The organism is Clostridium sp. AF34-10BH, from assembly GCF_003478095.1.
Taxonomy (GTDB): Bacteria; Bacillota; Clostridia; order Lachnospirales; family Lachnospiraceae; genus Acetatifactor; species Acetatifactor acetigignens.
In genome coordinates this window covers 39,588-53,247 of the sequence record NZ_QUEC01000014.1, presented here as the reverse complement: position 1 = coordinate 53,247, position 13,660 = coordinate 39,588, and the positions used below count along the sequence as shown (strand labels likewise).

The window sequence follows — 13,660 nt, the reverse complement described above, 5'->3', positions numbered from 1 at the left end:
TTATTTTGCGAATGTGTTACTCTGAATAGTTCTGACCAGGGAGCAAAAAGTAAGCACTGCAGCTACAGCCCGCTCCTATCCAACGGATTCTGCAGCCTGTCGAACTTGTCCCGGTAGATAATGGTGATCAGGTTGTTCAGCTGGCGCAGGCAGGCACTCATCTGAGCCTGGGTGATCAGCCCCTTTTCCAGAGCCTCGGCCAGCTCGTCCAGATCCACGACATGCATCCTTCCATCGGGATAGAGGATAATGTCAGCCAACAGATCCGTGACGATCAGGGAATTATCTTCCGGTCGGGAAGTATATTCCACAATATCGCAGTACCAGTACAGCAGAGAACCGTCATGGCGGTAGAACTTGCTGATCTTGAAGCCTTCCTTGAGATAATAGCAGGAACAGCCGTGGGAAAATGTGGTCTTGGGATTCAAGGTCTTCCATTTGGTCAGAATGTAGTCTTCGTTCTGCTCGACGATAATATCATCCTTTAATAAAATGCATTCTTCCGGGATCAGCCGTTTACGGTAGATCTGAAGTTCGTTGCTCATAGAGTTTCTCCTTTGTGCGGTGTGCTTTACAACGGTCACAGTTCCGGAAACGGGATAAAAGGCCTGGGAGGGATCGTGTGAGGACACAGCGTCTTCTCCATCCAGATCATATCATGCCATGCATCCTGCTTGTAACCGGAAGCGTGAAAATGTGCCACGGTTTTATAACCATGCTTTTCGTGGAAGGCGATGCTGGGAGGATTGGGGTAGGTGATGCAGGCACAGACATTGCAGACGTGCTGTGCGGTCAGGTATTCCTCCAGCTTTTCGTATAACAGACTGCCGACACCGCTGCTTCGAAGATCCCGGCTGACATAGATGGAAGTCTCCACAGACCAGTCATAAGCAGCGCGGCTTTTAAAAGCGGATGCGTAAGCATATCCTGCCGGCTCCCCGTCCAGTTCAGCCACCAGGTAAGGATAACGGGTAAGAGTGTGACGGATCCGGTCCGCAAATTCTTCTGCGGAAGGAACGATGTACTCAAAGGTAATAGAGGTATTTTCCACATAAGGGGCATAAATGGCAACCAGCCTTGCAGCATCCTCAGGGGTGGCGATACGGATCCGCAGCTGTCTTTTGATGTCTGTAGTCTTCATTCGCGTCATCCTTCTTTCTATAAGGGTGTAAAGTCACTGAATAGTTACTCAAATAGTACTTCCGGAGAGATTTCAAGTCAATCTTTTTTTCACAGGATTTTATAGATTTTTTACCATTTAGACAGGGGGATTTTACTGGACATCATGTTAAGATTTCGTTATAATGACTATAGGTTTGCCCTGCAGTGGGAAAATATTTTCAAAAATGTACAAAAATAAATGCTGAGAGCAGAAATCAACACAGGAGGACACAGTGTCAAGAAAAAAGAAACCCTACGACAGACAGGTGTTTCGGGCGATCACACTGATCATGCAATTTGGTATCAATATGTTGGTACCGATCTGCCTGATGTCCGCAGCCGGCATCTGGCTGGATAAACATTTCGGAACGGACTTCTGGATGATCCTGCTTTTCTGTATGGGAGCTGTGGCCGGAGGGCAGAATGTATACCGGATGGCCAGGACAATTTATGAAGACGGCGATGATAAACACACTAAAAAAGATAAATAGAACGGTTCTGGAGATGGATCTTGGGATCTTGTTCCTGGGAGTGTCAGCGCAGATCATAGGAGCATTTATTGCAAAGGATGAAGCAATGTATGCCAAAAGTCTGTGGTTTGGCGTTCTGCTGGCGCTGGTTTCCACATATCATATGTACCGTTCCCTGGACCGGGCATTGGACCAGCCCGAGAAGACTGCTACGAAAATGATCATCCGTGCCTATGTCTTACGATATGTCATGTTGATTTTTTTCCTGTTGGTGATGATGAAGACCGGAGTGATGAATCCTCTGATTTTCTTTTTCACCTATGTTATATGTATGAAAGTAACGGCATTTTTACAGCCGCTTACCCATAAATTATGCAATAAACTGTTCCACGAGACGGATCCGATACCCCAGGCGATGCCGGAGGAGACTGCGGAAGACAAAACTGCTCCGCAGACTGCGGAAGAAGCGGAAGCCCCGAAGGATGGAGAAGTGACAGAGGAACAACAGAATAAACAATAAGGAGGTGAAACAATGGAACATGGAATTCTGTTATCCGGTGCCGACAATATCGACTTTATGATACATGGCGTGTTTAAGTATTCCTTTTTCGGCCATGAGGTATGGATAACGACCACACATGTGTGTGTGCTGATCGTCATGTTGCTTATCATTGGTTTTGCCATTGCTGCCAACCGCCAGATGGCCAAAGCCAGAGAAGTGCCGGAAGGTTTTCAGAATGTGGTGGAGCTGATCGTGGAGAAGCTGGATGCCATGGTGGATGCTCCCATGGGCAAGGCCGCACCGAAGTTCTACAACTACATCGGAACGATCTTCATCTTCATTCTGGTGAGCAATATTTCCGGTCTGTTAGGCCTGCGTCCCCCCACAGCGGACTACGGTGTGACATTGCCTCTCGGTGTTCTGACCTTCCTGCTGATCCATTACAATCAGTTCAAGTACCAGAAGCCGAAAGAAATCTGGGAAGGCATGTGTTCCCCGCTGCCCCCCTGGCTGCCGATCTGGCTGCCCATTAACCTGATCAGTGAGATCGCAGTACCGATTTCCCTTTCATTACGTCTGTTCGCAAACGTATTGTCCGGAACGGTAATGATGGCACTGATCTACGGACTGTTGGGTGTGATCGCTACAGCGTGGCCCGCAGCACTGCATGTATACTTTGACCTGTTCTCCGGAGCCATCCAGACATACGTATTCTGTATGCTGACCATGACTTACATTGCCAATGCAAGAGGAGACGCTTAAAGCTGTACTGTTCAGGTATGGCTATCTGAAACTATGCTAGAAAGATTCTGATAAGAATCTCAATAATAGGAGGATTTACTATGGATTTTAATGAAAACTTTATCTTAGGCTGTTCTGCAATCGGTGCTGGTCTGGCAGTTATTGCCGGTATCGGACCCGGTGTAGGCCAGGGTATCGCAGCAGGACACGCTGCTGCAGCAGTAGGACGTAATCCCGGAGCAAAGTCCGAGATCACTTCTACCATGTTATTGGGACAGGCAGTTGCCGAGACCACCGGTCTGTACGGTCTGTTGATCGCTATGCTGCTGCTGTTCGTAAAGCCCTTACTTCCCTGATTAAACGAAAGGAATGCGGATGAAAATGATACTATTAACAGAAGGCGAGACCATGTCAAGACTGTTTGACCTGGACTGGCAGCTGCTGGCAGACTCCTGCCTGATGATCATTGCCATCTTCGTATTGTTCCTGGCACTCAGCTATTTTCTGTTCAATCCGGCCAGAAAGTTCTTAAATGATCGTAAAGAGAAGATCAGGGGAGAACTGGAAGAGGCAAAGGACAATCAGGAAAAGGCCGCAGAACTGAAGGCACAGTATGAGGCGAAGTTGAAGGACATCGACAAAGAGGCGGAGGACATCTTAAGTGATGCCAGAAGACGGGCTCTTCAGAACGAGGAGCGTATCGTCACACAGGCCAAGGAAGAGGCAGCCAGAATCCTGGCGAGAGCACAGGAAGAAGCCAGACTGGAAAAGCAGAAAATGTCCGATGAGATCAAACAGGAGATCGTATCCGTGGCATCAGTCATGGCAGGTAAGCTGGTAGGCGCTTCCATAGACACCACCAGACAGAACAGCCTGATCGAAGAGACGCTGAAGGAAATGGGTGAGGATACATGGCAAAATTAGTTTCCAAAGTCTATGGAGAAGCCCTTTTCGAAGCGGCAGTCGACCATGGAAATGCGATCCAGCTAATGAATGAGACCGCACAGCTTGAGAAAATATTGGAAGACAATCCGGATTTTGACAAGCTGATGAAACATCCCGGAATCCCCAAACAGGAAAAACTCTCCATGGTGGAACAGGTCTTCCGTGGCAGAGTCAGTGATGATCTGACAGAGTTTCTGAAGATCGTGGTGACCAAGGAACGTTACGGCTCATTAAAGGCAATCTTTGCTTATTTTACCGAACTGGTCAGAGAATCTGAAAAGATGGGAACCGCATATGTGGATACCGCAGTGGAGCTGACGGAGGCCCAGAAGCAGGCAGTGAAAAATAAGCTGCTGGCTACGACTTCCTATCAGACCTTTGATGTGTATTACCATGTGGATCCGACGCTGATCGGCGGAATGGTGATCCGGGTGGGTGACCGGGTGGTGGACAGCAGTATCCGGACCAAACTGGAAGATATGAAGAAACAATTATTAAATATTCAGCTGGGATGACCGGCTGAAAGAAAGGTGCGACAGATCCATGAATTTAAGACCAGAAGAAATTAGTTCCGTCATTAAGGAACAGATCGAAAGATATTCTTCCCAGCTGGATGTATCCGATGTCGGAACCGTCATTCAGGTAGCGGATGGTATCGCTCGTGTACATGGACTGGAAAATGCCATGCAGGGTGAGCTGTTACAGTTCCCCGGCGATGTATATGGCATGGTGCTGAATCTGGAAGAAGATAATGTCGGTGTCGTATTGTTGGGAAGTGCCAGCAATATCGAAGAGGGTGATATCGTCAAGACCACCGGACGTGTGGTAGAGGTTCCCGTAGGAGACGCATTGCTTGGACGAGTAGTGAACTCCTTAGGACAGCCTATTGATGGTAAAGGCCCCGTACAGACTGACAAATTCCGTAAGATTGAGCGTGTGGCAAGTGGTGTAATCACTCGTAAGAGCGTAGACACGCCGCTCCAGACAGGTATCAAGGCAATCGACTCCATGGTTCCCATCGGAAGAGGTCAGCGTGAGCTGATCATCGGTGACCGTCAGACCGGTAAGACCGCTATTGCGATCGACACGATCATCAACCAGAAGGGTCAGAATGTAAAATGTATCTATGTAGCTATCGGTCAGAAAGCATCTACCGTGGCTAATATCGTAAAAACACTGGAGGAGTTCGGTGCCATGGCTTATACCACCGTTGTGGTATCCACGGCAAGTGACCTGGCTCCCTTACAGTATATCGCTCCTTATTCCGGTTGTGCGATCGGTGAGGAGTGGATGGAGAACGGAGAAGACGTACTGGTGGTATATGATGACCTGAGCAAACATGCTACCGCATACCGTACACTCTCCCTGCTCCTTCGTCGTCCGCCCGGACGTGAAGCATATCCCGGTGACGTATTCTACCTGCATTCCAGACTGCTGGAGCGTGCAGTCCGCATGAGCGACGAATACGGCGGAGGTTCCCTGACGGCACTTCCCATCATCGAGACCCAGGCAGGCGATGTATCTGCATACATCCCTACCAACGTTATTTCCATTACCGATGGACAGATCTATCTGGAGACAGAAATGTTCAACTCCGGTTTCCGTCCTGCGGTAAATGCAGGTTTGTCCGTATCCCGTGTAGGTGGTGCCGCACAGATCAAGGCTATGAAGAAGATCGCAGCACCTATCCGTACCGAGCTTGCCCAGTACAGAGAGCTGGCTTCCTTCGCACAGTTCGGATCCGAACTGGATGCGGATACCAAGGAGAAGCTGGCACAGGGCGAACGGATCAAAGAAGTGCTGAAGCAGCCTCAGTACCAGCCCATGCCGGTACAATATCAGGTCATCATCATCTACGCAGTAACCAAGAGATTCCTGCTGGATGTGCCTGTAGAGGATATTACCAGATTTGAGAAGGAGTTCTTCGATTATCTGGATACGAAGCATCCCGAGATCCCCGCAGCCATCGCTGAGGAAAAGGTGATCTCCGATGCTACGGAAGAAAAGCTTGTGAAGGCACTGAATGATTTCAAGGCAGAGTTTCTGAAATAAGTGTGTCAGCCGTGATATACGGCAGAATGAGAGGTAACTATGGCATCAATGCGTGATATCAAGCGCCGTAAGACCAGCATTCAGGGCACACAGCAGATCACCAAGGCCATGAAGCTGGTATCTACGGTAAAGCTTCAGAGAGCCAGAGCAGGTGCAGAACGTTCTCAGACGTATTTTGACTGTATGTATGATACCGTAAACAATATCCTGTCCAGGGTAGGTCATCTGGAACATAAGTATCTCGTTCCGGGGGCTTCCCCCAAAAAGGCGGTCATTGTCATCACCTCCAACCGAGGTCTGGCAGGCGGTTACAACTCCAATGTGGCCAAGCTGATCACTGGACAGGAGGAGTGGAAGGCAGAAGACGTTGTGGTTTATGCCATCGGTAATAAGGGCCGGGAGATTCTGGAGAGAAAGGGATATACCGTGAAGGAATCCTATCCGGAGGTCATCGAAGAGCCCACATATGCCGAAGCAATGCTTCTGTCGGACAAACTGCTGACATCATTTGCAGCCGGAGAGATCGGCGAGATTTATCTGGCATACACACACTTCAAGAACACGGTGAGCCACGAGCCGAAGCTGTTGAAGCTTCTGCCCGTGGAATATGATGCAGAGGCGGGTGCATCCACAGAGGGTGCCGATGCGCTGATGAATTTCGAACCGGAAGATGTGGAAGCACTGGATATGATCATACCGAAATATATATCCAGTCTGATCTATGGTGCACTGATGGAAGCGGCAGCCAGTGAGAACGGTGCCCGTATGCAGGCCATGGATAATGCCACCAGCAATGCGGAGGATATGATCAGTGATCTGTCACTGAAGTACAACCGCGCAAGGCAGGGAAGCATTACCCAGGAGCTTACAGAGATCATTGCAGGCGCAGAGGCGCTTTAATATTTATATTTTGCACTGCTTTTCTCTGACAGGCTTTGTATCTTCCACGCAGACACGCTTTCGCTCGGATCGAAACGTAGCGGTACTAAATTCGCGCTGAAGCGCTCATTAAGTGCCGACGTTTCTTTACGGTCTGCTTAGGAATGATACAAACCTGTCAGGGACATAAGTGCAAAATGTGAGTTGATTATGAAATGCCCGCATAGTGGGCAGGAAAGAGGTAGAAATGGCAGGAGAGAATAAAGGAAGGATCACCCAGGTCATCGGTGCCGTACTGGATGTACGCTTCGATGAGGGCAAACTTCCCGAGATCAATGACGCGATCCGCATCCCTACCAGAGATGGAGGAGAACTGGTAGTGGAAGTCTCCCAGCATTTGGGTGATGACACTGTCAGATGTATTGCCATGGGTACTACCGACGGACTTGTGAGAGGAATGGAGGCTATCGCCACCGGATCTCCCATTTCCGTACCGGTAGGAGAGAATACCCTGGGCAGAATATTTAATGTACTGGGTCAGCCGATTGATAACAAGCCGGTACCGGCAGGAGTGTCTTACGAGCCTATCCACCGTGCCGCACCGACCTTCGCAGAGCAGTCTACGGACACAGAACTGCTAGAGACCGGTATTAAGGTCGTTGACCTGCTCTGCCCTTATCAGAAGGGTGGTAAGATCGGTCTGTTCGGTGGTGCCGGTGTAGGTAAGACCGTACTGATCCAGGAGCTGATCCGTAATATCGCAACCGAGCACGGCGGATATTCCGTATTCACCGGTGTAGGTGAGCGTACCCGTGAGGGTAACGACCTGTACCACGAGATGCAGGAGTCCGGCGTATTGGACAAGACCACCATGGTATTCGGACAGATGAACGAGCCCCCCGGAGCAAGAATGAGAGTCGGTCTGACCGGATTGACCATGGCAGAGTACTTCCGTGACAAGGGCGGAAAAGATGTGCTGTTGTTCATCGACAACATCTTCCGATTCACCCAGGCCGGAAGTGAGGTATCCGCACTGTTAGGCCGTATGCCTTCCGCAGTAGGATACCAGCCTACATTACAGACAGAGATGGGTGCGCTCCAGGAGCGTATCACATCCACCAAGAACGGTTCCATTACTTCCGTACAGGCAGTTTATGTGCCTGCGGATGACCTGACAGACCCGGCACCTGCGACCACATTTGCACATCTGGATGCCACCACGGTTCTGTCCCGTTCTATTGTAGAACTGGGAATTTATCCCGCAGTGGATCCTCTGGAGTCCACATCCCGCATTCTGGATCCCAGAATCGTAGGTAAGGAGCATTATGAGACCGCCCGCGGTGTACAGGAGATCCTGCAGAGATATAAGGAATTACAGGATATTATTGCTATCCTCGGTATGGATGAGCTGTCCGAGGAAGACAAGCTGGTCGTATCCCGTGCCCGTAAGATCCAGAGATTCCTGTCCCAGCCTTTCTTCGTGGCAGGACAGTTCACCGGTCTGGAAGGAAAATATGTACCTATCAGCGAGACCATCCGTGGATTCCGTGAGATCCTGGACGGTAAGCATGATGATATTCCGGAGAGCTACTTCCTGAATGCCGGAAGCATTGATGATGTACTGGCAAAGGTTCATGCATAGCATGAGAGGGGAGTACAGATATGGCAGATAAAGAATTCACACTTCGTATCATAACCCCGGAAAGAGTATTCTATGAGGGAATTGTGGATATGGTAGAATTCAATACCACGGAAGGACAGATTGGTGTCCTTCCGGGCCACATTCCCCTGACGGTGATCGTGAAGCCGGGTATCCTGCATATTACGGAGAAGGACGGAGAGAAGGAGGCAGCATTGCATTCCGGATTCGCCGAGATCCTTCCCGAAGGAGTTACCATTCTGGCAGAGATTATCGAATGGCCGAATGAGATCGATGAAAACCGTGCGGAGGCAGCATTGCACCGTGCGGAAGAGAGACTGCGCAGCAAGACGCCGGAGACGGATATTGCCAGGGCAGAGACGGCATTGCAGAGAGCAATGGCAAGAATTCAGGTGCTGCGATAAGCTTCGCAGCACCTCTTTTTTCTTTTACGCATATGCTATAAAAAAGCATGAGGCATTTGGATATGGTATCAAGGCCTTTTTTTATGACACTTCCGGGCTATCCGGGAAGAATGGATGAAAACGAGATCTTAAATGATCTGGAATATCTGCAGCAGACCTATCCCGGAGAGGTCAGACGCTGTCAGCGCAGAATTGCGGAAATATTGGACAAATACGACTATGAAGGAAGCATGATCTATGATGAATATCCGGACCGCCTGAGTCTGTTCCGGATAGCGGATACGATCAGCACGATCCTGGAACAGGAAGCGGAAAAAGTATCAAAGGATCTGATCCATGTGTTGGTGTGCAATGAGATCTACAAAAGGAGACACGGTGGACGACGGGGAATGATTGCGTTCTTATAGGAAAGCGTGCTATAATATGCGCAAAACATTTGAAAAACAGGATAAACCATGGAAGAACTGAAAATACTTTTACAGAAAATTTTGAATAAAGATCTGCAGCAGATTATCCTGAGCAACAGCCGTCATCCGGAACAGACCCAGAAGGTAAAGATCCGCCCGGTGCTGATCCGGGAGGAACTGTTGTTCCAGGAGACTGCTTACAGAGGAACTCAGGCGTTTCACGAGAATTTTACAGCAGAACAGATGACGGACCGGATCTGCACCGCCTTACAGGAGCAGTTCCGGCAGGGAGAATTCTCAGCGAAGACCCTGCAGGCCACCGCTCTGGTCAGCAAAAAGGGCAAGCTGACACTGAAGGTGAAAAACAGTGGCAAGGCACCGCGGACGGAGGGGGCGGCTGCTTCTGAAGAGGAGGAACTGCAGGCACTGGCTCACAACCGTACCAAGCATTATATTTTAGAGGAAGGAAAGCCGGTGGATTTCCTGGTAGGACTGGGCGTGCAGACCCCGGACGGCCGGGTGACCAGGGCGAGATTTGATAAATTCCGTCAGATCAACCGGTATCTGGAATTTATCGAGGATGTGATCGATGAACTGCCGAAAGACCGTACCATCCGCATTATTGATTTTGGCTGCGGCAAATCCTATCTTACCTTTGCAATGTACTATTATCTGCATGAATTACAGCATAGAGATATCCAGGTGACCGGACTGGATCTGAAGACCGATGTGATCCAGCACTGCAATGAACTGGCGGAAAAGCTGGGGTATGACAGATTAAAGTTCGAGAGGGGAGACATCAGTACCTACGAGGGCACAGATGTGGCGGACATGGTGGTGACCCTGCATGCCTGTGACCTTGCCACAGATTATGCGTTAGACAAGGCGGTAAAATGGGGGGCCAGAGTCATTCTGGCGGTTCCCTGTTGTCAGCATGAACTGAATCGGCAGATAAAATGTGATCCTTTAAAACCAGTGTTAAAATACGGCATCATCAAGGAGCGCGTGGCAGCACTGCTCACCGATGCTCTGAGAGCAAATCTGCTGGAACAACAGGGCTATGAGACCCAGATCCTGGAATTCATCGATATGGAACATACCCCGAAGAATCTGTTGATCCGGGCAGTGAAAAAGAACGGTATGCGCCCGAAGAAAAGCGCAGATATCGGTACTGTGGAGGAACTGCTCCATGTGGCACCGACACTGGAAAAATTGCTGAATAATGAATGAGTGAAGAATCAAGAATGAAGAAAACGATCATTAGAATTGCCGTGTGTGTTGTAGTATTTCTGGCATCAGCACTGATCATCGGCAGCATTATGAATCAGGGACATAACAATATGACCATGGAGATGGCTCCGGCCACTCTGCCTATGATCACCATGGAAAGCGGCGGTGTGGCATGCAATGAACTGCACGGAAATACCGTGGAGATGGATGTGGCTTACCAGAAGGACTGCATTACTCTGCTGGGGGAGGGCAGACAGGCGAATTTCACCGTGGATACGTTCGGAAGAGAAATTACGGGGATCTCGACAGAGGTTCGCAGCATCGACGGCAGCCGGCTGATCGAGAACAGTGAAGTCACCGGATGGAAGGCAAATGGGAAAAGCTTTTCCGTTTCCCTTACGTTAAAAGACCTGATCGACACGAATACACAATACAGTCTGACCCTGATCCTGGAACTGGAAGGGGAACAGAAGGTATATTATTATACGACTATTTTATGGAATGATGATGTGCATATTTCGGAAATCCTGGAATTTGCGACAGATTTCCACGGAAAATTATACGACAAGGAAGTGGCCAAGGAACTGACGAAATATCTGGAACCGAATTCCAAGCTGACAGATAACGGCACTTTTCATAAAGTGAATATTCACAGCAGCTTTCAGCAGATCACCTGGGGCAGTCTGGAACCGGTCCAGGAGGACGCGGCTTCCATCCGGCTGACACAGATCAGTGGGAATGTGGCCTCTCTGCTGATGGATTTTGTGGTATCCACTGGAGAGGGCAAAAATAAGATATACTACAATGTCGAAGAGTATTACAGAGTCAGATATACTTCGGAGAGAATGTATCTGCTGGATTATGAGCGTACCATGACACAGATCCCGGATACTACCCGGATGTATGCCAATGACAAGATCCTTCTGGGAATCACGGATGAAAATGTGGATATGATGGAGAGCGCGGATGGCAATACCGTGGTGTTCTCCGATATGGGGCAGTTACTCAGCTATAATGCGGCTACCAACGGACTGACAGTGATCTTCTCCTTCTATGATAAAGATAATGCCGACCGGCGGACTCTGTATGACAATCATGGCATCAAGATTCTGGATGTAGACGAGGGCGGTAATGTGAAATTTGCCGTGTATGGTTACATGAATCGCGGAAGACATGAGGGAGAGACCGGCATTCAGATCATCAGCTATGACAATTCGCTGAATACGATCGAGGAAGAAGTCTATATCCCATATTCCAAGAGCTATGCGGTGCTGAAGGATGAGATGGAACAGCTGCTGTACCGGAACAGACAGCAACATGTATATTTTTTCCTGGAAAACGGTGTCTATGATGTGGATCTGGAGAATCGCAGCGCTGAACAGCTGGTAAGTATAAGACAGGATGACAGCCTTCAGGTATCGGAGAACCATGAGATCATCGTATGGCAGGAAGGGGATGACATCAACCACAGCAACCAGCTGAATGTCCGGAATCTGAATACCGGAGAACAGACAGTGATCCGGGCGGAGGACGGTGAGGCTATCCGGCCGCTTGGCTTCATGGGAGAAGATATTATCTACGGCGTGGCCAGGGAGAGCGACATCCGGACAGAGAATTCCGGACAGATCTTTTACCCCATGTATAAGGTCTGCATCAGCAATTCTTCCGGAGATAATCTGAAGGAATACGGACAGGATGGCATCTACATCGTGGATTGCGCCATCGAGGGCAATCAGATCACCCTGTCGAGAATACAGCGTTCTGAGAACGGCAGCTATCAGGAGATCCTGGATGACCAGATCATGAACAATGTGGAAGAAGAGCCGGGACAGAATAAAGTAGTCACAGCGGATATTGATATTTATGAGAGATATGTGCAGATACAGACCAAGACAACCATTGATACCAAGACTATCAAGGTGCTGAATCCGAAGGAGGTCGTATTTGAGGGCGGAAGAGAACTGACACTGGATGCGGTCAGCGAAGTTTCCAGATATTATGTATACAATGCTTATGGGGTACAGGGCATTTACAGTGCTCCCGGGAAAGCGGTGAAGGAAGCCTACGATTCCGCCGGGGTTGTTGCGAACGACCGAGGAATTACGGTATGGCTGAAGGGCAATCGTGTCAGCAGGAACCAGATCATGGCAATCAAGGAAGAAAGTGTCACGGACCAGAAGAACAGCCTGACGGTATGTCTGGACAATATCCTGCGGCATGCCGGAATCACCCGCAACACCGAATATGACCTGGCGCAGGGCAAGACGGCAATACAGATTCTGGAAGAAAATATGACAGGCGTACAGGTACTGGATCTGAGCGGCTGTAGTCTGGATGCGGTACTGTATTATGTGAATCAGGATATTCCGGTACTGGCGATCCTGGAGGATGGCGAGGCGGTGCTGGTGACCGGATTTAATGAATTCAACGTTGTCATCATGGAGCCGTCCACCGGAAAGTTGTACAAAAAGGGAATGAACGATGCTACAACATGGTTCGCGGAGAACGGCAATCATTTTATTTCCTATATGAAAATAGATAATTAAATACAAGTGGACAGCAAAAGGCGCCCGGAACCTGTGAAAGGATCCGGACGCCTTTTTGGCGGGATGACCGCTTATTTCTGTACGTCAAAAATGTATTTGCGGTATTTCTGTAACACGGTGCGTAACAGCATGCCGAGCACTCCGCAGGAAATGATCTCACCGATACCCACAGTCAGCATGAAATAAGGAATGCTACCCTCTAAATGATACACATAAGCCAGCACGAAAGGAACGATGATGGTGTTGGCGATGATGGGAGGCAGGGGAGCCAGCCATTTGTTCTTATCACGCAGCAGATATGTGCCGAAGGCACCGATCAGGGTTGCGAGACTGCCGAAGATAATGTCGAGCAGCATACAGCCGGTCATGGTATTGCTGATGATACATCCCAGGAAAAGTCCCGGTATGGCAGCAGGGGTAAATACGGGAAGAATAGTCAGGGCTTCCGAGAAGCGGACCTGAATGGCATAATTTGCCAGTCCCAGAGCGTTGGCTAACATGGTCAGCACAACATAGAGAGCAGCAATCACCGCTCCGTGTACGAGGTACAGTACTTTCTTGTTCATTTGTTTTCTCCTTTAGTTTTTATTTACGTGTGGAAGGTCCCGAACACACGAATGGATTTCCGAAAAGCCTTGATTTCAGGGCGTTTCAGCCTTATCA

At 49.2% G+C, this 13,660-nt stretch carries 16 protein-coding genes; 13 read left to right on the top strand and 3 right to left on the bottom strand.

The features are described from left to right. Nucleotides 1-62: 62 nt before the first annotated feature. The gene (locus DWZ61_RS10705; RefSeq protein ID WP_022312613.1) at nt 63-545 is read right to left on the bottom strand and encodes a DUF402 domain-containing protein; all 483 of its coding nucleotides are present in this window, start codon (nt 543-545) and stop codon (nt 63-65) included. Nucleotides 546-580: 35 nt separating this feature from the next. Further along, on the bottom strand, nt 581-1,141 hold the full coding sequence (locus DWZ61_RS10700) for a GNAT family N-acetyltransferase (protein WP_118503658.1): 561 nt from the start codon (nt 1,139-1,141) through the stop codon (nt 581-583). Between the two features lie 253 nt (nt 1,142-1,394). On the opposite strand from DWZ61_RS10700, the gene DWZ61_RS10695 reads away from it, so the two are divergent. The 13 genes from DWZ61_RS10695 to DWZ61_RS10635 all read left to right on the top strand — a co-directional run bounded on the left by DWZ61_RS10695 (nt 1,395) and on the right by DWZ61_RS10635 (nt 12,997). Further along, nucleotides 1,395-1,652, top strand: coding sequence for an AtpZ/AtpI family protein (locus DWZ61_RS10695; RefSeq protein ID WP_022312611.1), 258 nt, complete (start codon nt 1,395-1,397; stop codon nt 1,650-1,652). Beyond that, nucleotides 1,624-2,151, top strand: a complete 528-nt coding sequence (locus DWZ61_RS10690; protein ID WP_182427052.1) for an ATP synthase subunit I — start codon at nt 1,624-1,626, stop codon at nt 2,149-2,151. Before DWZ61_RS10695 ends, DWZ61_RS10690 begins: the two co-directional genes overlap by 29 nt. 12 nt (nt 2,152-2,163) lie before the next feature. Beyond that, nucleotides 2,164-2,895 (top strand): F0F1 ATP synthase subunit A, encoded by a 732-nt coding sequence (gene atpB / locus DWZ61_RS10685; RefSeq protein ID WP_118503654.1) that lies wholly within the window; start codon nt 2,164-2,166, stop codon nt 2,893-2,895. 80 nt (nt 2,896-2,975) lie between these two features. Continuing rightward, on the top strand, nt 2,976-3,230 hold the full coding sequence (gene atpE, locus DWZ61_RS10680) for an ATP synthase F0 subunit C (protein WP_022154830.1): 255 nt from the start codon (nt 2,976-2,978) through the stop codon (nt 3,228-3,230). A 25-nt stretch (nt 3,231-3,255) separates the two neighbouring features. After that, entirely contained in the window at nt 3,256-3,798 is a 543-nt protein-coding gene (atpF, locus tag DWZ61_RS10675) for a F0F1 ATP synthase subunit B (RefSeq protein WP_227062102.1), read from the top strand. Beyond that, nucleotides 3,786-4,334 carry an ATP synthase F1 subunit delta gene (gene atpH / locus DWZ61_RS10670; protein ID WP_022312607.1) on the top strand — a complete coding sequence of 183 codons (549 nt, stop codon included), beginning with the start codon at nt 3,786-3,788 and terminating at the stop codon, nt 4,332-4,334. Before atpF ends, atpH begins: the two co-directional genes overlap by 13 nt. A gap of 28 nt (nt 4,335-4,362) precedes the next feature. Further along, nucleotides 4,363-5,871, top strand: a complete 1,509-nt coding sequence (gene atpA, locus DWZ61_RS10665; protein WP_022312606.1) for a F0F1 ATP synthase subunit alpha — start codon at nt 4,363-4,365, stop codon at nt 5,869-5,871. 39 nt (nt 5,872-5,910) lie between these two features. Next, complete coding sequence (gene atpG / locus DWZ61_RS10660; RefSeq protein ID WP_022312605.1) at nt 5,911-6,771, top strand: ATP synthase F1 subunit gamma; 861 nt, start codon at nt 5,911-5,913, stop codon at nt 6,769-6,771. Between the two features lie 226 nt (nt 6,772-6,997). Next, a complete protein-coding gene (gene atpD / locus DWZ61_RS10655) occupies nt 6,998-8,392 on the top strand; it encodes a F0F1 ATP synthase subunit beta (RefSeq protein ID WP_022312604.1) in 1,395 nt (464 codons plus the stop codon). A gap of 20 nt (nt 8,393-8,412) precedes the next feature. Continuing rightward, nucleotides 8,413-8,814: an ATP synthase F1 subunit epsilon gene (gene atpC / locus DWZ61_RS10650; protein ID WP_022312603.1), complete on the top strand. Its 402-nt coding sequence runs from the start codon at nt 8,413-8,415 to the stop codon at nt 8,812-8,814. 62 nt (nt 8,815-8,876) lie between these two features. Beyond that, nucleotides 8,877-9,221, top strand: coding sequence for a hypothetical protein (locus DWZ61_RS10645; RefSeq protein ID WP_022312602.1), 345 nt, complete (start codon nt 8,877-8,879; stop codon nt 9,219-9,221). Nucleotides 9,222-9,269: 48 nt separating this feature from the next. Next, nucleotides 9,270-10,451: an SAM-dependent methyltransferase gene (locus DWZ61_RS10640; RefSeq protein WP_118538449.1), complete on the top strand. Its 1,182-nt coding sequence runs from the start codon at nt 9,270-9,272 to the stop codon at nt 10,449-10,451. A 14-nt stretch (nt 10,452-10,465) separates the two neighbouring features. Then, on the top strand, nt 10,466-12,997 hold the full coding sequence (locus DWZ61_RS10635; RefSeq protein ID WP_118538501.1) for a hypothetical protein: 2,532 nt from the start codon (nt 10,466-10,468) through the stop codon (nt 12,995-12,997). Nucleotides 12,998-13,068: 71 nt separating this feature from the next. Here the strand turns inward: DWZ61_RS10635 and DWZ61_RS10630 are convergent, their stop codons facing one another. Continuing rightward, entirely contained in the window at nt 13,069-13,563 is a 495-nt protein-coding gene (locus DWZ61_RS10630; RefSeq protein ID WP_118538447.1) for a QueT transporter family protein, read from the bottom strand. Between the last annotated feature and the right edge of the window lie 97 nt (nt 13,564-13,660).